The sequence below is a fragment of the uncultured Sphingobacterium sp. genome (assembly GCF_964277905.1).
GTDB classification, from domain to species: domain Bacteria; phylum Bacteroidota; class Bacteroidia; order Sphingobacteriales; family Sphingobacteriaceae; genus Sphingobacterium; species Sphingobacterium siyangense.
On the sequence record NZ_CAXYKD010000041.1, the window covers coordinates 1 to 23155 of the forward strand.

The following is a 23155-nucleotide window of genomic DNA, read 5'->3' on the forward strand; positions in this document are numbered from 1 at the left end:
TTTTTAATAAAATCTGACAAGCTGTCGGAATTTTATTGTTTGGCAAAAACTTTGACAAACGAAGCATAGAGTAAATTTTTGAATCTAATTTTAGCATTGAAGATATGAATGAGCAAGATAATTATTACGATGAAGGTCAAGATCCAGTAGAAACAAATTCTTCTGAACAACAAGAACAGCCTGCTGATAATATAGCAGAAGAACTGTCTACTGAAGAGAAATTGGCTGCAGAATTGGCAGAGGCAAAGGATAAATACATTCGTCTTTCTGCTGAATTTGACAATTATAGAAAACGTACAAGTAAAGAACGTGTTGAATTGATTCAATCAGCGGGAAAAGATGTCATTAGTAAGCTATTACCTACACTAGATGATTTTGACAGAGCGTTAACAGCCATGGAAACAGCGACAGATGTTGAATCTGTAAAAACAGGAATGGATATTGTTAACAACAAATTCAGACAAACGTTATCGCAATTGGGGTTAAAGGAAATGGAAGCTACAGGCCAAGCCTTTGATCCTGAATTACAAGAAGCTATCACAGCAATTCCTGCACCCACAGCAGAATTAAAGAATAAAGTAGTGGACGTGATCGAAAAGGGGTACTACTTAGGTGACAAAGTGATCCGTCACGCAAAGGTAGTTATAGGTCAATAATATTAAGACGATGTCAAAAAGAGATTATTACGATATACTTGGTGTCTCGCGATCAGCGGACGAGAAGGAGATTAAATCAGCATATCGCAAATTGGCGATAAAATACCATCCGGATAAAAATCCTGGTGATCATGAAGCTGAGGAACAGTTTAAGGAAGCTGCTGAGGCATACGATATCTTGAGCAATCCACAAAAACGTCAACGTTATGACCAATTTGGCCATGCCGGTAATTCGGCAAGTGGTGGCTTTGGGGGTGGTGGCGGCATGAATATGGAAGACATATTCAGCCAATTTGGTGATATCTTTGGTGGAGGACATCCATTTGAAAGTTTCTTTGGCGGCGGTGGTGGCCAGCGTGGTGGCCGTCGGGTAGCTCGTGGAAGCAACTTACGCATAAAAGTTAAATTAACACTCGAAGAAATTGCCAAAGGCGTCGAGAAAAAGGTAAAGGTAAACAAACAAGTGGTCTGTCATTCTTGTGACGGATCTGGTGCTAAAGATAAATCTTCTTTCCATACCTGTAAAACCTGTGGGGGATCCGGATCTGTTAGAAGGGTAACAAATACCATCTTAGGACAAATGCAAACAACAAGCACTTGCCCTACTTGTAATGGCGAAGGCGTTGAAATTACAGCAAAATGTACAACTTGTAGAGGTGAAGGACTCGAACGCGGTGAGGAAACAATCGCAATCAATATTCCTGCAGGGGTAAGTGAAGGCATGCAACTTTCCATGAGTGGAAAAGGGAATGCTGCTCCGCGTGGTGGTGTTCCAGGAGATTTAATTATCCTGATCGAAGAAGTACCACACGAAAGTCTAAAACGTGACGGGCTAAATGTAATCTATGATCTATACATTAATTTCGTAGATGCTACCTTAGGCACTAGCGTTGAAGTCCCTACAATAGATGGAAAAGCGAAGATTAAAATTGAGCCCGGTACACAGGGTGGTAAAATTTTAAGGTTAAAAGGAAAAGGTATTCCTGAAGTCAACTCTTATCACAAAGGGGACCAACTTGTATACGTTAATATTTGGACACCAAAAGCCGTGTCTAACGAAGAAAAAGAATTATTGAACAAACTGAAAGAATCGCCAAACTTTAAACCTCAACCAGGTAAAAGTGAAAAATCATTCTTCGAGCGAATCAAAGAATATTTCGATTAAAATCGGTCTTTCAAATACAAAAAAAAGCCATTTGTCCGCTGTTGACAAATGGCTTTTTTTTATCTTCTTACTTGAAATTGACAATTAAAAACAAAAAGTCAGCTTAATATCATTATTGTTAAATAGAAACGATAAAAATAGAAATACTTTAAATTTTAATCTATTGAACCACTATAATTTACAATAATGACAAAACATCTAGACAATCCAGTGACAAAAAATCAAAATAAGATTTCGATATTTGACTAACAAATTTAAAAAGTCAGGAAGTAATTACTGGCAGATTAAAACAAACTATTAAATAAAAAAGACATGAAAAAAGTTTTACTAACATTGACTGCCATTGCAGGTTTAACAATAGCAGCACAAGCTCAAACTGAACAAGGAAAAATTATAGTTGGTGGTCAAGTTGGCTTCCAAACTTCTAAAGTTAAAGACACAGACTTCAAAAATAACTCATTCTCCATTAACCCAACAGTTGGTTACTTCATAAGCGACAACTTGGCAATTGGTACTGGAGTTGGTTACAACTGGAGCAAAGATGAGAGTGTTACGGACTTAAGCACAAAAAGAGATGCGTTCCAAGTTTCTCCATTCGTAAGAAAATACTCTGCTAATGGTCCATTAAGATTTTTTGCACAACTATCTGTGCCAATGTCTTGGGGAAAAACTACCGTTGAAACAAATAACACAAAAGCGGAATCAAAATTTGAAAACTACGGTGTTGAATTAGCTCCAGGTTTGGCATACTTCCCAACAAGCAAAGTTGGTATCGAGTTAAAAGTTAGAGGTTTATACTACAACTACAACAATAATAAAACAGCTGATAGATCAACAAATACATTTGGTTTAGACGCAAATTCATTAGCGCCAACTTTAGGTGTACAATTCCACTTCTAGTCAATACGGCGTTTGACAATAGAAAAGGCTATAATTACTTATAGCCTTTTTTTATATGTCCACCTTTATCAATTATACCGTTTAACAATCCGGAGTTTGTGTGTATAACGATTCTGTTCAGCATTAAAAATACCTTCCGTATCCATACGATCAACACGGACTTTCGCTGAGGCATGTATAATCGTATCGCGATCCAGCATAATTCCTACATGAGTAATCCTTCCTTCGGCATTGTCAAAAAAAGCCAAATCCCCTACCCGTATTTCCGAAACAAAATCCACAGTTTGCCCCATCTCTGCCTGCTGATAAGCATCACGAGGCAAGGAAAGATCAAAACAGCTATAAATCAATTGGGAGAAACCGGAACAATCGACCCCCCATTGTGAACGCCCACCCCATAGATAAGGAGTGTCTTTATAACTCAAAGCCAATCGTGACACCTCAGTTTCAAATTGATTTCTGAGAAACGGATTGATACTACCTTGATAGTTTAATCCCAATGGAGATAAATTGACAGTATTTCCTGCATCAAGGAAAAGTTTGGTTCCATGACAGAGCTGAAATTGTGCGGTATCAGTAAAAAGAACTCCCCCCTCCCTTCCAACGATAACTGGTGTTCCGGTCAGATAATGTTGCATATCCAAGTCGTTTAGTTCCTGAAACTGCCCGTTTTGAATCCAGCCTAAATAGTCCGTTTCCAACAGACGTATTGATGTCCAATCGGCCTGTTCATCAAGGATCTCAAAAAGTTCCCCAAACAATACCTGAGAAACCATCTCACTACGGTGTGCCTGTTCTAAACGTAACGGAACGAGAGTTAGTGTACAAATACCATATTTCATGTGCTAAACAAAACAAAATCGTCAAAAATGTGATTATATATTATATGACGAAGATAAATTAATTATAGTAGAAATGGAGAATACAAATTCAAAATTCAAAAGGATACTCGTCGCTGTTGACGACGAACCATGCTCAGAAAAGGCTATACTATATGCCAAAGAAATGGCCGCGGTATTTGGAGCCTCCATAGCGCTTGTCACTGTTGTTCCCCCTACTTCTCCGGCCAGCTTTGGTGCGGACCCGCTATTAGGGCAGCAACCTATTATCGTTCCAGAAGTATCGGAAATGGAACAGGATAATGCACAAAAATATCTTGAGAAAATAAGCCGCGAATTTACGGGCGCAGGCGAAGTATATCTTTTTAATCGAATCGGATCCATTAAAGAAGAAATTCTGGCCGCATCCCATGAGTGGTCTGCCGATCTTATTATTATGGGGACCAATGGACGAACGGGCTTTGATCACTTTATTTCTGGCTCTGTATCCGAGTCAGTCATTCGTAAATCTACCTGCCCTGTACTCGTTGTTCCAAGTAAATGTGACTGATATTAAACGATCCATATGTATAAAAAAAGGCTATTTTTTCATTGGAAAAAATAGCCTTTTTGTTTTTATTATATACAAATTACTTTTTAATCAATCGCGCCACAAACATACTATCCGCTTTCTCTTCATAACCTTTCAAATAGTCCATACGTTCTATTTCAAAGCCAAAATTATCTACAATGTAATTGACAACATCTTCGTTTTCTGCTTTAAAAATAGAGCAGGTTATATAAATCAAAGGCTTGCCCGCTTTAACATGCCCCACCACATTACTCGCAATATTCTTTTGTAGTGCATTGAATTCGGCAATCTTAGCGGCCCGAAACTGTCTAACCATTTCTGGTGTACGTCCCCAGGTTCCCGATCCAGTACAAGGCGCATCCAATAACACCCCGTCAAATCGTTCGCTCCCAAGAATTGCGAAGCTATCCTTGGTAAGATCGAGTATTTTTTTTCGGTAATGCTTTATTCCGGCACGGTCAAAACGTTCATCGAGATTTCGGAGAATACTCATGCGAACATCAGAAACCAAAAGATTAACAGATGGACAAGCATCCATCAACAAGAGTGATTTCCCACCCGAAGCCGCACATGCATCCCACCAGGATTCTCTTTCAGCGGGTTCCATATAATCCAAAGTGCGCTGCGAAGACAGATCCTGCACTTCTATGATCCCATCCAAGACATCAAATCGCTGCAAGGATGTTCCATTATTCAAGGCGATAGTCTGATCGCCAATCATGGAATAAGGAATCTGATTGTTATCCAAAATAGCACACACGATCTTTGTCTTCCCGCGTTTCACCCGAATATATAAGCTGGGCTGGATCAACTGGCTTTCTAAAAATTGCACCAAGTCAACCTCTTCAGAAATATAATCCGCAAAAGGAAAGAGGTCATTCAGTTTAAAAACACCCTCAGACGTTAGAAATGCAATTTTGTCTTTCAGCGGCAGATGGAGTTTATCGCTATAGGAAGGCTCAAAAAGGGCCACCAAAGGACTTTCCTGTTCACATAGGAATTCCGCAAGCACCAATCTACGCTGTTGTGACAACTGCGAAGCCGCCATTCCCAGACGAAAATAATTATAACATAAACGGGAGGTAGACTTCCGATCAGAAGATCCCATTTGCTTGTTCAACTTAAAAAAAGTAGTCAAATAACGCGAAAATGGTTGATCAGCTTCAAAACCATCCATTGCCCGCTCAAAATTACGTATTTGCTGATGAACACGTCTTTCACTGAATTCAGCCATTCAAAGATTATTTTCTTTCAAATTTTTTGTTGTGATAAACCATTATACCCAAAGCTCTATTAGCATAGCCCCATTTTGGATAAAACTCAAATTTATAATCGCTATTCAATCCCGAAAACTTATCTTGCGTCATTCGGCTAACATAATCCACGCCATATTTATGAATCAATCGACCGAAATACAATGCCGCATCATAACCTTTATAAGAAAACTCAGACGGGTCTACTTTATAAGCCGATTTATAATTTCCAATAAATTTCCGGGTATCACTATCATTCTCATTCACTAAGTTGGAAGAGGTAATAGTAAGTCCATAGAAATCCATATTTTCGAAATTCTCAAAAGAAAGCTTAGCCATATTTGGATGTCCATACAACTTAAACTGGTTACCTGGATTCAAAAAGCGTTCGTCCATAGCATCCAAAAGCCCCTTTACCAAATTCTTATTGGCCGTACCAGAAATGACATGATTAGTTCCCGTCAACACAAGGCTATTATTGAGCTCGTTGACGCTCATAACGGTTTTTACTTTTGCCTGTGCATTAGCCTTTGAAATCTCGCTAACAAAATTGACTAGAAACTGCTTGCTTTCATCGTCACCGGCATCATATACCAGAATCTGATCACCCGTATAGTACTGATCAGCAACATATTTTGCTAATGTTTCTGCGTGTGTACGAATAGAAGGTGTGATGGAAACCAAATTGGGTAGGCTAAATTCAGAAGCCATAGTCGCCGCCAACGGAGAAACTTGTAGCACATTCTTATTTGCAAATGTTTGCCCAAAGCTTTTTATCTCACGAGGATATACCGGACCGACCACAAGTACGGCATCTTTAACATTCACCGAAGTCCCTAAAGTCGCATTGTAGGCAACATTGTCTCGAGAATCAATTACTTGTAGATCAAATAAAGCACCCTCTTTGGCAATTTTGTCAAGGCCCAACTGAAATCCCTGATAAAAATCAAGAGCCAAGGAAGAACGCTCCACATCTTCTTTTGTAATCGTCCCCGCAATACCACTTAACTCGAACGGTAATAGCAAGGCGATGCGATTATTTTTCACAGCATGGCCGTTGACATCCTGGATATCCCCCACTTTGGCAATGGTCTTATCTTTGTCAACTGCTGGCTTAGTCACAGCAGTTTGCTGTTCGCCTTGACCAGAGGAAGGCGAACGCAATACTGTGCTTTTTTTGGTTGTGCAGCTTGCAAGACATAATGCTACAAGTGCCGCAACCCATATTTTATTCCCACTCAATTGTAGCGGGCGGTTTTGAACTGATATCATATACAACTCTGTTTATTCCTTTCACATGGTTGATAATTTCATTTGAAATTTTTGCCAACAGGTCATATGGTAAATGTATCCAATCCGCAGTCATTCCATCAAGAGAACCAACTGCACGTAAGCTAACAACATGCTCGTAAGTACGCTCGTCACCCATTACGCCTACAGAACGCACTGGCAAGAAAATTGTACCAGCTTGCCATACTTTATCGTACCAGCCAGCTTCCTTTAGATTATTGATAAAGATCGCATCAGCTTCTTGTACAATACGTACACGCTCAGGTGTAATATCACCTAAAATACGAATTGCCAAACCTGGTCCAGGGAAGGGATGTCTGCCTAAAATTGCCTGATCCACTTCTAAAGCTTTTCCTACTCTTCTCACTTCATCTTTAAACAACGTTTTAAGTGGTTCTACGACTTTCAATTTCATGAAATCAGGTAAACCACCAACGTTATGGTGCGATTTGATTGTTGCTGAAGGTCCTTTCACTGAAACCGACTCGATAATATCTGGGTAAATTGTTCCTTGTCCCAACCATTTCGCTTCAATTCCTTCAGGTAATTCCTTTTGGATTTCTTTTGCAGCTTCATCAAAAACATCAATAAATGAATTACCAATGATTTTGCGTTTCTCTTCTGGTTCAGAAACCCCAGCTAATCTACCATAAAATAAATCCTTGGCATTTATTCCTTTAATATTTAGCCCCATATTTTTGTAAGAATCCAACACCTGCTCGTATTCATCTTTACGAAGCAGACCATGATCTACGAAAATACAATGTAAATTTTTTCCGATTGCTTGGTGCAACAATACTGCTGCTACTGTCGAATCTACTCCTCCCGACAAAGCCATGATAACATGATCGTCACCCAATTGCGCTTTCAAAGAGGATACTGTTGTTTCAACAAATGCGTCTGGTGTCCAATCCTGTGCACAACCACAAATGTTTACAACGAAGTTTTTCAATAAAATAGCCCCATCAGTACTATGTGTTACTTCCGGGTGGAATTGTATACCATAGGTACGGGTGCCTTTTACTTGATAAGCAGCAACACGAACTTTATCCGTACTTGCTATAATATCAAAATTTGCAGGAACTTCTTTGATAGTGTCTCCATGTGACATCCATACCTGCGATTGAGTTGGTACTCCTGCCAATAATTCATTCTCACTATTGACAAACTGCAGATTTGCACGACCATATTCGCGGATTTCAGAAGGTAACACTTCACCACCTGATTTTTGAGCAATGTATTGTGCTCCGTAACAAACTCCTAAAAGTGGGAAACGATCCTGAATAGCGACAAAATCAATTTGCGGTGCATCTTCTTGTCTAACAGAATAAGGACTTCCTGAAAAGATAACACCTTTTACGGAGTCATCAAAATCTGGCAATTTATTGAACGGGTGTATCTCACAATACACATTTAGTTCTCTGACACGTCTAGCGATCAACTGTGTGTATTGAGACCCGAAGTCTAGAATTATAATTTTTTCTGGCATGCTGCAAAGGTAAGTATTACGAATGAATTATTAAATGTCAAATCAGGAAATAATGCCTGCTTTTAACAGTTCTACTTCCATTTCTTTCTGTAGAATTAGGGCTTCCTCCCGTGCTCTTTCAGCGAAGTCACGTCCTTTTGAAGCATAGATAATTCCCCTTGTGCTGTTTACTAAAAGCCCACAATCTTTGTTCATACCAAATTTACAAACATCTTCAAGCGAACCTCCTTGCGCCCCCACTCCTGGAACCAATAAAAAATGGTCTGGTGCATGTTCCCTAATTTTGATAAACCCCTCTCCGCGTGTTGCTCCGACAACATACATCAAATTGTCAGGTGTCCCCCAGGTATTGACTTTATCGATCACCTGTTCGAACAATTGCAGCCCTTCTTTGTTTTCAAAATTTTGAAAGTCCAAGCTACCCTCATTCGACGTCAAAGCAAGTACGATTGCCCATTTATCGTTAAAATCCAAAAATGGAGTCACCGAGTCCTTACCCATATAAGGTGCGATTGTAATACTATCAAAGCCAAGACCAGACGTCTTTTCATCAAAAAATGCCATCGCATAACGTCCCGACGTATTGCCAATATCCCCCCTTTTTGCGTCAGCAATACTGAAACAATCCTTTGGTAACGCAGCCCAGGTTTTTTGAAGCGATTGCCAGCCTTTAATTCCATAACATTCATAAAACGCAATATTGGGCTTATAGGCAACACACAAATCAGCTGTTGCATCTATGATAGCCTTATTGAAGCTATAGATCGGATCCTCATCATCCAAGAGATGCTCCGGGATTTTCGTGAGGTCTGTGTCTAATCCGACACATAAAAATGAGCGTTTCGCTTTTATTTGATGAATAAGTTCTGCTCTTGTCATGCTATATTTAGAGATCTTAAAATTATTTATTGATTAAATCTTGAATAAATTTACCTACATCAGGGCTTGAATAATCCGCCATACCTTCATGCCGTGTCGCTACATTACCCGCTTTGTCCAATATCACCGTTGAAGGAATTGAACCCGAGAGCCACTCTTTTGGAATATCACTATTTGGAAAACTAATCGGCAAAGTCAGCTGCTGTTCCTTCATAAAAGCCTCTGCTTTTGCTTTCCTGCCTTCTATCTCCACAATCAAAAACACCATATTTGCGTTATCTTTATAGCGATCATAGAGTACATTGATCGAAGGCATTTCTGCGCGACAAGGTGCACACCACGTTGCCCAAAAATTAATAAACACCACTTTTCCCTTCAGATCCGCCACCTTGACTGTTTCTCCCAGCGAATTGACAAAGGAGACATGACTGAATGCGCCCCCTGAAGCCACCCTATCGGAATCTTTAGAAGCTGAATTAAGCTCCAGTTTAGGTTTGAAAAAACCCATTTTCATTAAAAATTGCTGAAAATAACTTCTACTTGTTGGCCAGATCAACAAACCGATAAGCAGTACAAATACAACGTTTCCGATTATCTTTTTTGTCTTCGGACTCATAGGTAATCCCGCTATTAAGAATCAAACTTATCCAACAGCTTCAACAAGGTCGCAAAATCCTTTGGATAAGGTGCCTCAAAAGCCATCTTAACTCCGTTCAACTCAAATTCAACATGTTTTGAATGTAGTGCAAAACGCTTCATAATGGGTTGTTCCTCTTCATCTTTGGATAATGTATATCCCCTTTTCTTGATTTGGGACAAATACACAGGTTTACCGCGATACATGTCATCCCCCACAATAGCGGCATGTTGTGTCGCTAGGTGAATACGGATTTGGTGCATACGTCCTGTAATGGGTTTACATTCCACTAAGGTATAGTTCTTGTAGTATTTGATCGAATTGAAGATGGTCTCTGCCGGTTTGCCGTTTGCACGATCAATAGATACATTTTTATTGCCTTGGTTCAAGATGGGCAAATCGACAAGCAAATCCTGAAAAGTATGTGTACCACCTATGATTGCATGATAAATCTTATTCACTTTTCTTTTTTCAAATGCAATGGAAATTGTACGGTATGTTTCTGGATTTTTTGCAATTAATAAAATACCCGAGGTCTCTTTATCCAGGCGGTGGCATACCTGTGCATCAGGATGATATTTCTTCGCCAAGCGAAGAATATTGACCTCCCCACCCTCACGTTCATCTAAAGAAGCGACAAACGGCGGTTTATTGATAACAATCAAATTTTCATCCTCGTGGATGATTAATTCTGAAAATTTGGGGAATTTAAATAGATGAGTCTCATTTTGTATCATTCTGCAAAAATACAAAACACAAGGCAGAATATTGGTCAATGTATGATAAAAAGCTTACTTTTGAACACACAATATAAGTTAAGATGTCTGTAAACAAAGAAATGAAACGAGTAAGCACAGCAATGCTGCAAGCCATGAAAGAACGTCAGGAAAAGATTTCTATGCTTACAAGCTATGATTACTCCATGGCCAAAATGGTAGATCAAGCTGGTGTTGACGTTATTTTGATTGGAGATTCCGCTGCCAACGTATTTGCTGGCTACGAAACCACCTTGCCTATCACCCTAGATAATATGATCTACCATGCCGCTGCCGTTGCTAGGGGTACCGAGCGAGCCATGGTATTAGCAGATTTGCCATTTGGATCTTATCAGGGCTCGGCTAATGAGGCTTACAATGCAGCTGTACGCATGATGAAAGAATCGGGTGCGCACGCATTGAAACTAGAGGGAGGACTTGAAATTATCGAAAACATCAAAAAAATCATTGCCGGCGGCATCCCTGTATGTGGACACCTTGGGCTGACTCCCCAATCCATCAATAAATTTGGAAATTTTGGTGTGCGGGCAAAAGAAGAACAAGAAGCCGCTAAACTCGTCGAAGATGCGCTCGCTTTGCAAGAGGCGGGCTGTTTTGCAATTGTTCTGGAAAAGATACCGGCAAAATTAGCTAAAACAGTAACCGAAAAACTAGCGATTCCAACAGTTGGTATTGGGGCTGGGCCGGATTGCGATGGACAAGTCCTTGTGATTAACGATATGCTTGGAATGAATGCCGATTTCAAACCAAAATTTATGCGTCATTTCGCTAATTTGCACGAACAAATCACAACAGCAGTAGCAAATTATGTGGCCGAAGTAAAAGCGGTACAATACCCGAATGAAGACGAACAATACTAGAAGAAAAATATGCGGTTTTTGATCATTGGGCTAATTATTCTTATTGCTTATCTGATGATACGCAAAAAATTCAATCTATTTGGGTTTACCGAGGATATGTCCAGAAATTTAAAATCAGGTTTTCAGTTGATTGAAGCTTCATCTCCAGTCATCCAGGCAAATCTAAAGAAGAGCGTTTCCAATGCCGTTATGGGAGTTATCCTCATTTTGATCACCGTTTTGCTGTTCATGAAGATAAAAATCGTCCTGTTCCTGATTCCGATTGCCTTTTTCTTGTTGGGCTATCTCTTTCTGTTCAACAACCACTTTAGTAAGCTCAAAAGCCAACAAATATGGTACAATGCCAAAACCAATGAGGTTTTTATTGAACAGCTAAGAGGAGAAAATTATGCTTTTAACATTTTTAAGGACATAGAAGCCGTTCAGAAGATCGAATCAATTCAAACGACCAAAGGTTTATTATACGGCTACTACCGTATCAAGTTAAAGAGCAAAATATTGGAAATCCCTTATTTAGTCGCTGAAAACAGGCCCGTCAATAATTTATTTTTCGACACGATTAACCAAAACTTCAATGTAGCTATTCAAAAACGCATTTTTCCAATTATTTAAAAATGAACAGGTTGAATATCCGAAAAGAAAGTGTTATATTTAGGTAATCAATATAATTTGTTAAAACCAAAATATTTTACACTATGGGAAAAGGTGATATCAAGACCAGAAGAGGAAAAATATCAAATGGTTCTTTTGGAAAAAGAAGACCACATGTATCGAAAGCTGCCATCAAGCCAAAAGTAAAAAATGGGGCTTCAAAAGAAGTGGAACAAAAAGCAAAATCAAAAAAATAGTAATCAATAAAGCTAGAAACTTATTTCTGGCTTTTTTTATTTCCAATCGTTCCCGCTACGTCCATTTCGATGCCTATTTCGATGTTCATTTGCAATGTTTTGGTCGTATTGTAAAATCCTTTTGACAACTGATATCCTCATAATAATAAACCTATATTTACCCGTTAAATGTAAAAAGTACATAAGAGACTATATCCGTATGAATAAAAAATCGATCATTTACCTCCTTTTGGCTTGTGCTGTGTTTGGAGGTGGATACTTTCTGATAACTGCTAAAAAAGACAAAAAAGAAGCTGATAAGCCCAATGGGAAAAAAGATATGCCAGTCCCCGCACAGGCTATCATTGCCAAATCTTCCGTCGCCGATCGATCCATTAATCTCTCAGGAAGCATTGACGCAGAAGAGCAGGTTGAAATCAGAAGTGAAGTAAGTGGTCGAATCACCAAAATCTATTTCTCCGAAGGGCAGCGCATCAAACAGGGCGAACCCTTGATCAAGATTGATGATATTGAACTTCAGGCACAATTAAGACAAGCACAAACAACAAACCAGCTGAATGCCGAAAATGAACGTCGGGCCAAACTGCTGCTGCAAAAAGGAGCAATCAGTCAGGAGGAGTTTGATATAGCCAGTGCAGCTTTAAAAACCTCCTTAGCACAGATCCAGTTGATTCAGGCACAAATATCCAAAACAACCATCCGCGCCCCTTTTAGTGGCATGATTGGACTTCGGAATATTTCCGTAGGAGCCATTGTCTCATCCAGTACCCTGATTACAAACTTAGTGAAGGACAATCTTGTCAAAATTACCTTTGCAGTTCCCGAAAAATACAGCAATATTGTTAAAATAAACATGCCCATTGAGTTCAGCGTAGCCAACGACCCAACCGTCATAAAAGCAAACATTTACGCCGTTGAACCGCAAGTATCACTTAACACCAGAACACTCACCGTCCGCGCCAGAGCAACGAACGATCAGGGCAAATTGAAAGTCGGATCCTTTGTCAATGTGATTGTGCCGATCGAAGTGGAAAACGATGCGATATCCATTCCAACAGAAGCCATTGTTCCCGTACAGGATGGAAAAAAGGTCTTTGTATTACAACATGGCCTTGCCAAGGAAGTGAAGGTTGAAACAGGTGCGCGTACCGACAAAGACATCGTCATTCTATCTGGCATCAGTGCCGGTGACACCGTTTTAACCACGGGCGTTCTGTCGTTAAAAGATGGAGCAAAAGTTAAGGTATCATTAGCTAACTAGTTGTACATGAATTTATCTGCAGTTTTTATTAAACGCCCTGTTTTAACTATTGTCGTCAATATTACCATCATATTGTTTGGCTATATTGGTTTTAGTTTTCTAGGCGTACGTGAATACCCCTCTATTGACCCAGCGATTGTTTCCGTCAGAACAAACTATGCCGGTGCGAATCCAGATATCATTGAATCTCAGATTACCGAGCCGCTAGAAAAGGCCATAAACTCGATCGATGGTATCCGCAACATCTCTTCTTCGAGCAATCAGGGATCCAGTAATATCACCATTGAGTTTGACTTAAAAAAGAACCTTGAGGAAGCCGCAAATGATGTCCGGGATAAAGTATCCCAAGCCGTGCGAAGCCTGCCACAGGATATTGATGCCCCACCGGTGGTATCCAAAGCCGATGCGGACTCCGATCCCATTATTACATTGACATTGCAAAGTGAGACGCGCGATAAACTTTCGCTGAGCGACTACGCCGAAAATGTGATTTCCGAAAGGTTACAAACCATCCCCGGTGTCAGCAGCACACAGATTTATGGTCAAAAACGTTACGCCATGCGTCTATGGCTCAACCCCGACCGTATGGCCGCCTATGGTATCACGGCTTCGGATATTCGTACAGCATTGAATAGCCAGAATGTTGAATTACCTTCGGGGAAAATTGTTGGAAACACAACCGAGCTCACTGTAAAAACCGTCGGCAACCTGTCTACGCCCGAGCAATTCAATAACATCATTTTAAAGGCGGATAGCAGCCGTATCGTCAAGTTTATCGATATTGGCCGGGCAGAAATAGATGCTGAAAATCTCGAAACAAAAATGGTCAGTAACGGTAAACAGCTGGTCGGTATTGCCATTATTCCGCAGCCCGGAACAAATTACCTCGATATTGCCAACAATTTCTATAAAATGCTCGATCAGATCAAAGAAGATCTGCCCCAGGATATTATACTCAACATCGCTTCTGATAATACGACATTCATCAAAAAATCTGTTGAGGAAGTCGCCGAGACACTCCTGATTTCGATCATCCTGGTCACCCTGATTATCTATTTTTTCTTCCGCGACTGGGGTATCGCACTACGTCCTCTATTGGACATTCCCGTATCCTTGATCGCGACATTCTTTATTATGTATATTTTCGGATTTTCCATCAATGTACTGACGCTGCTCGCTATTGTACTCGCGACGGGACTTGTCGTCGACGACGGTATCGTTGTTACCGAAAATATCTTCAAGAAAGTTGAAGAGGGAATGTCCCCTATTGAGGCGGCCCTGAAAGGATCGAAGGAAATATTCTTCGCTGTTATTTCCATTTCAATCACACTCGCAGCCGTATTCTTACCCGTTATATTTCTTCAGGGCTTTGTGGGACGGCTTTTCCGGGAGTTTGGTGTCGTCATCGCCTCGGCCGTATTGGTTTCCGCATTTGTTTCCCTCACCCTCACGCCGATGCTCAATGCCTATCTAATCAAAGGCGGTGGACACAAGAAGACAAAATTTTACGATTGGACAGAACCCATGTTCGTCAAAATGAATAAAGGTTATGCCAATGCGCTGGAAAAATTCATGAAATTCAAATGGATAAGCTTTCCAATTCTGATCCTATGTTTTGTGATTATTGGCATCCTTTTCTCCTCCATTAAAAAAGAAACGGCACCTTATGATGACAGGAGCAGCATTTCTGTCAACGTGACGGGCCCTGAGGGTGCCACTTATGAATACATGGACCGATACATGCAAGATCTGGATAAATTAGTCTATGACTCCATTCCCGAAAACAAAATCAGTTTAAATATTACCTCCCCGGGTTTCGGCGCAAGCTCAGTCAACTCCGGACGTATACGGATGACACTGGTAGATCCTGAAGAACGTAAAAAGTCTCAGGATGATATTGCAAAAGAACTGACCAAATGGACAAAAAAATACGATGGTGTCCGCGTCAATGTTTCGCAAACGCCAACGATATCCATGAATCGAAGAGGTGGATTACCTGTTCAGTACATTATCCAGGCACAAAATTTTGAAAAACTTCAGGAAAAGATACCCGAATTTATGAATGAGGTCAACAGCGATCCGGCATTCTCCACAACGGACATCAACCTGAAGTTCAACAAACCCGAACTGCATGTCGAAATTGATCGTCTGAAAGCCCTCAGTCTGGGCGTTTCCGTACTTGACGTTTCGCAGTCCCTCCAATTGTTGCTAAGCGGCCAACGTTTCGCCTATTTTATGCGTGATGGCAAACAATATCAGGTCATAGGCCAAGTTGAAAACGACCGTAGAGCCACACCTACGGACCTTGCGTCAATTTACGTGCGTAATAACCTCGGACAGCTTATTCAGTTAGACAACGTTGTAAGCGTTAAGGAAGAGAGCAGTCCACCCCAACTCTACCACAATAACCGTTACATGTCGGCTACAGTTTCAGCCGGTTTGGCGCCGGGCATGAGTATGAGTGACGGCATTGCAGCAATGGATCGCATAAAAGAAAAGGTGCTCGATCAGAGTTTCACCACCGACCTCAGTGGCGAATCACGTGACTTCGTTGAAAGTAGTTCCAATACACTATTTGCCTTTGGTCTTGCTTTGTTGCTTATCTACCTGATCTTAGCTGCCCAATTTGAAAGCTTCCTCGACCCATTTATCATTATCCTTACGGTACCCATGGCGGTTGCCGGAGCACTGATAAGTCTATGGTTATTTGATCAAACCTGGAATATATTCAGCCAAATTGGAACGATTATGCTAATTGGTCTCGTGACAAAAAATGGTATCTTGATTGTTGAGTTTGCCAACCAGATGCGCGAAGAGGGAATGGAAAAATTTGAGGCAATTATGCACTCTGCCGAATCACGCCTCAGACCGATCTTAATGACAAGTCTAGCCATTGCCTTGGGCGCATTACCGATTGCCATGTCACTTGGAGCTGCTTCAACGAGTAGAATTGGTATGGGGGTTGTTATCGTTGGTGGTACAATATTCTCCCTTATCCTAACCTTGTTCATTATCCCGGCAATCTATTACATGTGGTCAAGACAAAAAAAGCATAGACCTGAATTTGATAACATTAAAAGCTACGAATAATAAAGACATGAAGAGAAATTTCATCCTACTAGTATTACTTTACTCCATCATGTTTCAAGCTCGTGCACAAGAGATACTGACCTTGGAAGATGCGCTAAAAACAACGTTGAGCAATAACTTCAATATTCTTTTGGCTAAAAATGACAATAACATCGATATGGAGAATACCAGTCTGGGAAGCGCTGGTATGCTTCCAGCGGTAACTGGAACGTTCAATAGAAGCAACTCCATCCAGAATTCAAGGCAGGTCAGAGCAGATGGTCAAATACAGCAGATTTCCAATGCAAAAAATGATAACATGTCTTATGGAGTCAACCTAAACTGGACGATATTCGATGGATTGGGCATGTTCGCCCGTCGCGACCGCTTCAAAGAAATACAACGTCAAGGGGAAGCGGAGATTAAATATCAAGTGATTACCCAGCTCAGCGAAGTCATGGCTACCTACTACAATCTGGTGCAGCAAAAGCGCCTGATAAATGCCCTAGATACAACCATCACCTTATCGAGATACCGTGTCACGCTTGCCGAAAATCGCCTGGAGATCGGAAAAGGCTCCAAGCTTGACCTCCTGAATGCAAAAGTCGATTTAAATACCGATCAGACAAACTTACTCAGACAACAGGAAAGCTTCAAAAATACCAAGACTTACCTCAATCAGCTGATGACGCGCGACTTGAGTCTAGATTTTCAAATTGAAGACGAAATGAAACTTGATACGGATCTTAAACTTGGTAATCTGATCGAAATTGCCGATCGACAAAATCCGCAAATTCAGCTTGCCATCATCAACAATCGGGTGGCCGAGCTCAACTTAAAAGCAGTTAAGGCCGAACGTTATCCAAAAATTGGCCTAAATAGTGGGTACAACTGGAACGAATCCCACTCCTCCCTCGGTTTCTCGACAGAAAACAAAAATAGAGGTCTTACCTACGGCGTATCGGCTTCCCTTAATATTTTCAATGGATTTCTGCAAAATAGAAACGAACGGATTGCCAAATTTCAGATTAAAGGCTCCGAGCTACAGATACAGCAACAAAAACAGGATATCCAGGCTCAGGTCAGAACCCTGTTCCAAACCTACATCACCAATATGGAGCTAGCTAATGTAGAACGGAAAAATGAGGAACTGGCAAAAGAAAATTTAAACATCACGATGGATAAATTCCGTATCGGTACCATCACAACCTTAGAAGTAAGAACAGCACAGTTAAACTACATCAATGTAATGACACGTAGCTATACAGCACAATATGATGCAAAGGTATCCGAGATACGCCTAAAAGAATTAACAGGCGAAACGTATTAGAAATATCTTTTTGCAAGAGGTCCTCTTAGAAAGGAACACAATACTGATACGCTTCTTAACAGCATCAATCATTAAAAGCGAAAGGCTCCTTAACTAAATGAGGAGCCTTTCTTTGTCTATTTAATAGTCAATTGCTATAATAGATTTCAGTGGTATTAAAACGCCACTTTTAATCTGAATATATCTATCGGTTAACGACCATACAGTGGTCTCGATACGCTTTGGTCCGGAATCAGTCTCAAAGGCGATTTCAGTTTTGGATTTAAACTCATTTCCCAACCGAAGTGCCCCTTTCAATTTATCCATAAAAGTCGCTGTCTTATCTTCACTCGCCGGGATAAATTTAAATTGAGGAATTTCCTCTTTAGCTATTAGTTCTCCAACCATAATACTAGCATTTAATGTGTAAATTATTGTTTTGCGCTATGCTACTTTTATAACGCTTTAAAGCCAATCTTATTTTATCTCTTTCTGCCATTGGCTTATTTAAATCTACCGATTCCCATGATAAAAATCAATTAAATCCTTGAAAACTATCATTTATTTTACAATAAAAAAACGATTGTACTTTGGACACACTACTCCGCTTTGAGAGTTACCAGCAAGCCCAACAGGCATTTATAACGAGATATCTAAATATAGTGTCATTTCATTTTGAATTTATAGCCCAAATCATTCATATTGCCTATTTTTGATCAAAACAATATGTAAATGGAAAAATCTGTTTTTGAAAAAGAGTGGGAAATTTATTTCACACAATGCTATTCTAACGGCCGTATTCGTTTCTCCGATTTATCCAATATCCTTCAGCTTACCGCGGGAGAACATGCCAATGCTGTGGGATTCGGTTTTAAAGAAATGGCCAAACATAACCAAACCTGGGTACTTAGCCGCATACGCATAGAGATTGCACGGTTGCCCAAATGGATGGATCATGTCAAGGTAAAAACTTGGGTTCAAGAATTAGAGGGTGCACGCTCAACGCGGAATTTTGAAATTACAGTCAATGGACAGATCTATGTTACTGCAACCAGTTATTGGGCTGTTATCAATACCGTGAAAAGGAGCTCTGAAACACTCGCAATTTCCACCGAAGATTTTACCACCTATCCTGATCGCCCGGCCACACAACAGCCATTTTCGAAATTGGATATTTCCCAGACCGTCAAAAATATTGATGAATATAGCGTTAGGCTTTCTGACCTGGATATTGTCAATCACGCCAACAATGTAAAATACCTGGATTGGTGTATGGACAGATTGCCCATTGAGCTTGTATTGACCAATCAGATCAGATCTTTAGAGATGAATTACCTGCGTGAATTACGCTATAATGATACCGTAGAAATTAATGGTGATGCAACAGATCAAGGTTACTTTATGACTGTTACTAAACAGCAACGAATCCACTTTGCTTTGGCTATAGAAACAAAATAAAAAGGGGAAACAAGATAAGAACGCAAAACAAGATAAAACGCGAAACAATAAAAAAAGGGAGGCTTTGGGCCTCCCTTTTATTTTACATATAGCATCATGTTATGCAAATGCCTTATCTCCTTTTTTGTAAGGAAGGTTACCATCAAATCTTCCTGGGATCTTCACAAAACGCAATGCTTTTGTACAACCCAGCTCTGAATTAAAGAAACCAGTCAATGTCAACTGTTTGAACATCGTGAACCAGTGTGGTGGATCGTTCTCAACATAATTGTACAATTGATTTTGTTTTTCTTTATTTTTCTCCAGAATATCTTTTTGATCTTCAGCTTGCTTTTTATTAAACTCGTTTGCTTCTTTATCCAAAGCAGCGGCAACAGCTGTTCTGTCTTCAGCAGAAAGCTCGAGGAATGGTTTTCCTTTTACCTCTTTTGCTTTATCATCTAAGCTCCCCAAACCAGTTAAAAATGCTTTTTGTTGCTTCTCCGTATAACAATCGCGAACCATGACCGGAATAAAACTTCCTACCCCCGCTTCTTTCGCACCCGGAGTTGCGGTAGCTGGTAAAATTGCTTCAGCCAAGTCACCTAATAAATCGGTTGTCTTCGCTTCAAACAAGGCTTGTACATCTTTTGTTGCTGAGCGTGTACAACCTTCCAAAAATAAATTAGCGCCGATAACGGTACCTCCTAAAATTAAGGCAACTCGTTGTAATGCTTCTCTTCTATTCATACTACTAAATATCTTAATTTTAGAAATTATATTTCATTTCCCAACCTTGTCTGTAATTACGTTTTACATATTGATTGACGTTGTCGAAATTGGTGACACGCATGTTATCGTTATCCCACAACAATTTTAAGTTACGTCCAGGGTATTTACCATCAATACGTAAATCAGCACCTCTGATCGCCAGGTTAGCCATTAATAAAGCTTCTGTCAACGGACCTGCTATTTCAAAAGGTGAACTCACTTCTTTCTTGCCGTATCCAGCTTGACAAGCTTCAACCCATTGTGCATAGTGTCCACCTTCTTGTCCTTGAACACGGGCATATTTCTGTGCCACCTGCTCTTTTCTTGAAGTCGGCAACAAACGTGCATTCTGACCGTAGGTATCAGCAAGGATTTTCCCTTTTGTACCAACAAGTAAGATACCGTTACCACCATCACCAAAAATTTCGTTTGGACCTAATTCATCCGGACGAGCAGGCTGAATACCACCATCCATCCAATGTAAAGTCACGGGACCATTTGTACGTGGTGTTTTAGGGAAAGTTAATGTCGCATGGCTCGATGGAGGGCAGCTTTCAGGGAAATATCCACGTTTGAATTCATCCACATACACCGATCCTACAGTTGCCTGTACATCCTGTACATAAGTCAATCCTAAAGTACTGAAAGGAACTTCCAACAAGTGACAGCCCATATCACCCAATGCACCTGTACCGTAATCCCACCATCCACGCCAGTTGAAAGGCACCAATTTGTCAACATACTCTTTATAAGGCGCTGTGCCTAACCAAAGATCCCAATCCAATTCTTTTGGAACTTCAGCCTTGCCTGTAGGCCATGCAATACCTGAAGGCCATACCGGACGATCTGTCCAACAATATACCGTATGTACATCACCGATCAGACCTGCTTCGTACCATTCACGTACAAAACGCGGTCCATCATTTGATGCACCTTGATTTCCCATTTGGGTAACAACCTTATATTTCTTAGCTGCGTGCGTCAATGCTCTCGCTTCCCATACATCGTGAGTCAACGGTTTTTGAACGTACACGTGTTTACCCAATTGCATAGCTGCAAGCGCTTGAATCGCATGTTGATGATCTGGAGTTGATACAGAAACGGCTTCTATACGTTTGTGCTCCTTATCCAACATCTCACGGTAGTCTTTGTAATATTTTGCTTTCGGGTAACGTTTCAACGCACCAGCTGCACGACGGTCGTCCACATCACACAAGAAAGCTAGATCTGCTTTTCCTGAATCATGGAATGCATTGATGTCACTAAAACCTTTACCCCCTACACCAATACCTGCTACTTGTAATTTGTCACTTGGAGCTGTAAAGCCATTTCCGCCCAATACATGGCGAGGGACGATCATAAAAGCCGCAGCAGCTGTTGCCGCGCTCTTTATAAAACCTCTTCTACTCGTCTTATTTGAGTTATTTTCCATTGTTATCAATCTTTAGCTATTAGATGTTACCTTTTTTCAATTCGCTCACTGCGAAATCAACCGCACGAGCAGTAAGCGCCATATACGTTAATGAAGGGTTAACACAACCTGCAGAAGTCATACATGCACCGTCCGTTACGAAAACATTCAATGCATCCCAAACTTGGTTGTTACCATTTAATACCGAAGTTTTCGGATCACGTCCCATACGGGCAGTTCCCATTTCGTGGATACCTTGGCCCAGACCATATACGTTATCGTATGTATACGTATCTTTTACGCCGATGCTTTCCAACATTTCCTTCATTTCATTTTGCATGTCACCACGCATCTTCAATTCATTATCCTTGATCTCAGCGTCAAATGATAACACAGGTAAACCCCATTTATCTTTTTTGGACTTGTCAAGTGTAATTTTATTTTCGTGATATGGTAAGGTTTCTCCAAAGGCTGTAAAGCCAACCGTCCAGTCGCCTGGCTCACAGATTGCATCTTTCCATGCACCACCGACTTCCATCTCGGCAACAGCACCAGACCAACGTCCACGACCCGCAGCACCTTGGTAGCCAAATCCACGTACATAGTCGCGTTTTTTGGTATCACCTTCTACGTTCACAAAACGAGGTACATATAAACCTGTTGGTCTACGGCCATATACATAGCTATCCAAATAGCCATCTATTTTACCTCCGGCACCACAACGGAAATGGTGATCCATCAAATTGTGGCCCAATTCACCGCTGCTACTACCAAGTCCGCCTTCCCAAACATCTGTAGCCGAGTTCATCAATACCCAAGTCGAGTTCAATGCAGATGCACAAACAAAAATCACTTTTGCGAAAAACTCATAAGTTTGATTTGTTTCAGCATCTACAATCTCAACGCCTTTTGCCTTTTTCGTGTTTTTATCGTAGATAATTTTTGTTACGATAGAAAAAGGACGTAATGTCAAGTTATTTGTCTTTTTTGCTGCAGGAAGAGTCGCCGATTGCGTACTGAAATAAGCACCAAAATTACAGCCCAACCAACATTGATTTTGATATTGACAATTTACACGGTCATGATGCGGAACAGTAATGTTTGCTGTTCTACCCATGATGAAATGACGTTGACCACCGTATTGTTTTTTCAAACGCTCAGCCAGGTCTTTTTCAACAATGTTCATCGCCATTGCAGGCATGTAATCTCCATCGGGCAAAGACGGCACGCCATCTCTATTTCCAGAGATACCCGCAAATTTTTCAGCATAACTATACCAAGGGGCAATATCCTTATAACGAATCGGCCAATCCACACCGTGGCCATCTTTTAAGTTAGCTTCAAAATCCAAATCGCCCAAACGATAAGATTGTCTTCCCCACATTAAAGAACGTCCACCAACATGATACCCACGGTACCAGTCAAAACGTTTTACCTCTGTATATGGACTCTCTTTTTCATTTACCCAAAAATCCAGGTTCTTCTCATTCAAAGGATAATCTCTACGCAAAACCGGATAATCTTCGATCATTTGTTGCGTACGACCACCAGCATGAGGCCATTCCCACGGATTTTTATTTGGCGCAGTATAATCCTTGATGTGTTCAATGTTACGACCACGCTCCAGCATAATTGTTTTCAGCCCTTTCTCTGTCAATTCTTTCGCAGCCCATCCACCACTTATCCCCGAACCGATTACAATTGCGTCATAAGTATTTGTTGCCATCTCTCTTC

At 40.6% G+C, this 23155-nt stretch carries 22 protein-coding genes; 11 read left to right on the forward strand and 11 right to left on the reverse strand.

Annotation, left to right across the window (positions count from 1 at the left end):
- Positions 1 to 104 precede the first annotated feature (104 nt).
- The 3 genes from ACHWSC_RS18180 (at position 105) to ACHWSC_RS18190 (ending at position 2721) form a co-directional block, all read left to right on the forward strand.
- On the forward strand, positions 105 to 656 hold the full coding sequence (locus tag ACHWSC_RS18180; protein ID WP_046672893.1) for a nucleotide exchange factor GrpE: 552 nt from the start codon (positions 105 to 107) through the stop codon (positions 654 to 656).
- 10 nt (positions 657 to 666) lie between these two features.
- Positions 667 to 1821, forward strand: a complete 1155-nt coding sequence (dnaJ, locus tag ACHWSC_RS18185) for a molecular chaperone DnaJ (protein ID WP_046672894.1) — start codon at positions 667 to 669, stop codon at positions 1819 to 1821.
- Positions 1822 to 2133: 312 nt separating this feature from the next.
- The gene (locus ACHWSC_RS18190) at positions 2134 to 2721 is read left to right on the forward strand and encodes an outer membrane beta-barrel protein (protein WP_394677708.1); all 588 of its coding nucleotides are present in this window, start codon (positions 2134 to 2136) and stop codon (positions 2719 to 2721) included.
- A 68-nt stretch (positions 2722 to 2789) separates the two neighbouring features.
- Here the strand turns inward: ACHWSC_RS18190 and ACHWSC_RS18195 are convergent, their stop codons facing one another.
- Complete coding sequence (locus ACHWSC_RS18195; RefSeq protein ID WP_394677709.1) at positions 2790 to 3563, reverse strand: NlpC/P60 family protein; 774 nt, start codon at positions 3561 to 3563, stop codon at positions 2790 to 2792.
- A 73-nt stretch (positions 3564 to 3636) separates the two neighbouring features.
- Between ACHWSC_RS18195 and ACHWSC_RS18200 the strand changes: the two genes are divergently transcribed.
- The gene (locus tag ACHWSC_RS18200; protein ID WP_120334088.1) at positions 3637 to 4110 is read left to right on the forward strand and encodes a universal stress protein; all 474 of its coding nucleotides are present in this window, start codon (positions 3637 to 3639) and stop codon (positions 4108 to 4110) included.
- A 79-nt stretch (positions 4111 to 4189) separates the two neighbouring features.
- On the opposite strand, the gene ACHWSC_RS18205 is transcribed toward ACHWSC_RS18200, so the two are convergent.
- From ACHWSC_RS18205 to ACHWSC_RS18230, 6 genes are read right to left on the reverse strand one after another with little or no spacing between them, the layout of a single operon-like run.
- On the reverse strand, positions 4190 to 5365 hold the full coding sequence (locus tag ACHWSC_RS18205) for an RsmB/NOP family class I SAM-dependent RNA methyltransferase (protein WP_394677710.1): 1176 nt from the start codon (positions 5363 to 5365) through the stop codon (positions 4190 to 4192).
- Between the two features lie 7 nt (positions 5366 to 5372).
- On the reverse strand, positions 5373 to 6656 hold the full coding sequence (locus ACHWSC_RS18210) for an ABC transporter substrate-binding protein (protein ID WP_394677711.1): 1284 nt from the start codon (positions 6654 to 6656) through the stop codon (positions 5373 to 5375).
- The gene (gene guaA / locus ACHWSC_RS18215) at positions 6613 to 8163 is read right to left on the reverse strand and encodes a glutamine-hydrolyzing GMP synthase (protein ID WP_201668180.1); all 1551 of its coding nucleotides are present in this window, start codon (positions 8161 to 8163) and stop codon (positions 6613 to 6615) included. Before guaA ends, ACHWSC_RS18210 begins: the two co-directional genes overlap by 44 nt.
- 42 nt (positions 8164 to 8205) lie before the next feature.
- On the reverse strand, positions 8206 to 9042 hold the full coding sequence (gene pyrF / locus ACHWSC_RS18220; RefSeq protein ID WP_153844715.1) for an orotidine-5'-phosphate decarboxylase: 837 nt from the start codon (positions 9040 to 9042) through the stop codon (positions 8206 to 8208).
- A gap of 22 nt (positions 9043 to 9064) precedes the next feature.
- A complete protein-coding gene (locus ACHWSC_RS18225; RefSeq protein ID WP_394677712.1) occupies positions 9065 to 9658 on the reverse strand; it encodes a redoxin family protein in 594 nt (197 codons plus the stop codon).
- Between the two features lie 14 nt (positions 9659 to 9672).
- Positions 9673 to 10416 (reverse strand): RluA family pseudouridine synthase, encoded by a 744-nt coding sequence (locus ACHWSC_RS18230; RefSeq protein WP_394677713.1) that lies wholly within the window; start codon positions 10414 to 10416, stop codon positions 9673 to 9675.
- Between the two features lie 83 nt (positions 10417 to 10499).
- Here ACHWSC_RS18230 and panB point away from each other — a divergent pair, with 83 nt between their 5' ends.
- The 6 genes from panB (at position 10500) to ACHWSC_RS18260 (ending at position 17823) form a co-directional block, all read left to right on the forward strand.
- Positions 10500 to 11315: a 3-methyl-2-oxobutanoate hydroxymethyltransferase gene (gene panB, locus ACHWSC_RS18235; RefSeq protein WP_394677714.1), complete on the forward strand. Its 816-nt coding sequence runs from the start codon at positions 10500 to 10502 to the stop codon at positions 11313 to 11315.
- A gap of 54 nt (positions 11316 to 11369) precedes the next feature.
- Positions 11370 to 11927 carry a hypothetical protein gene (locus tag ACHWSC_RS18240; RefSeq protein WP_394677715.1) on the forward strand — a complete coding sequence of 186 codons (558 nt, stop codon included), beginning with the start codon at positions 11370 to 11372 and terminating at the stop codon, positions 11925 to 11927.
- Between the two features lie 83 nt (positions 11928 to 12010).
- Complete coding sequence (locus ACHWSC_RS18245; protein ID WP_075992880.1) at positions 12011 to 12163, forward strand: 30S ribosomal protein THX; 153 nt, start codon at positions 12011 to 12013, stop codon at positions 12161 to 12163.
- Between the two features lie 199 nt (positions 12164 to 12362).
- Complete coding sequence (locus ACHWSC_RS18250) at positions 12363 to 13424, forward strand: efflux RND transporter periplasmic adaptor subunit (protein WP_120334079.1); 1062 nt, start codon at positions 12363 to 12365, stop codon at positions 13422 to 13424.
- A 6-nt stretch (positions 13425 to 13430) separates the two neighbouring features.
- Positions 13431 to 16514, forward strand: coding sequence for an efflux RND transporter permease subunit (locus tag ACHWSC_RS18255; RefSeq protein WP_120334078.1), 3084 nt, complete (start codon positions 13431 to 13433; stop codon positions 16512 to 16514).
- Positions 16515 to 16521: 7 nt separating this feature from the next.
- Positions 16522 to 17823 (forward strand): TolC family protein, encoded by a 1302-nt coding sequence (locus ACHWSC_RS18260; protein WP_205397905.1) that lies wholly within the window; start codon positions 16522 to 16524, stop codon positions 17821 to 17823.
- A 120-nt stretch (positions 17824 to 17943) separates the two neighbouring features.
- On the opposite strand, the gene ACHWSC_RS18265 is transcribed toward ACHWSC_RS18260, so the two are convergent.
- Positions 17944 to 18210, reverse strand: coding sequence for a hypothetical protein (locus ACHWSC_RS18265; protein ID WP_172462508.1), 267 nt, complete (start codon positions 18208 to 18210; stop codon positions 17944 to 17946).
- 324 nt (positions 18211 to 18534) lie between these two features.
- On the opposite strand from ACHWSC_RS18265, the gene ACHWSC_RS18270 reads away from it, so the two are divergent.
- Positions 18535 to 19260 carry an acyl-[acyl-carrier-protein] thioesterase gene (locus ACHWSC_RS18270; protein WP_201668173.1) on the forward strand — a complete coding sequence of 242 codons (726 nt, stop codon included), beginning with the start codon at positions 18535 to 18537 and terminating at the stop codon, positions 19258 to 19260.
- A 99-nt stretch (positions 19261 to 19359) separates the two neighbouring features.
- Here ACHWSC_RS18270 and ACHWSC_RS18275 read toward each other — a convergent pair whose 3' ends face one another.
- Genes ACHWSC_RS18275 through ACHWSC_RS18285 form a run of 3 tightly spaced genes read right to left on the reverse strand, consistent with a single transcriptional unit; the run spans position 19360 to position 23147 of the window.
- Positions 19360 to 19989 (reverse strand): gluconate 2-dehydrogenase subunit 3 family protein, encoded by a 630-nt coding sequence (locus ACHWSC_RS18275; protein ID WP_201668172.1) that lies wholly within the window; start codon positions 19987 to 19989, stop codon positions 19360 to 19362.
- Positions 19990 to 20008: 19 nt separating this feature from the next.
- Positions 20009 to 21442 carry a Gfo/Idh/MocA family protein gene (locus tag ACHWSC_RS18280; RefSeq protein WP_201668171.1) on the reverse strand — a complete coding sequence of 478 codons (1434 nt, stop codon included), beginning with the start codon at positions 21440 to 21442 and terminating at the stop codon, positions 20009 to 20011.
- A gap of 19 nt (positions 21443 to 21461) precedes the next feature.
- A complete protein-coding gene (locus ACHWSC_RS18285; RefSeq protein ID WP_075992888.1) occupies positions 21462 to 23147 on the reverse strand; it encodes a GMC oxidoreductase in 1686 nt (561 codons plus the stop codon).
- Between the last annotated feature and the right edge of the window lie 8 nt (positions 23148 to 23155).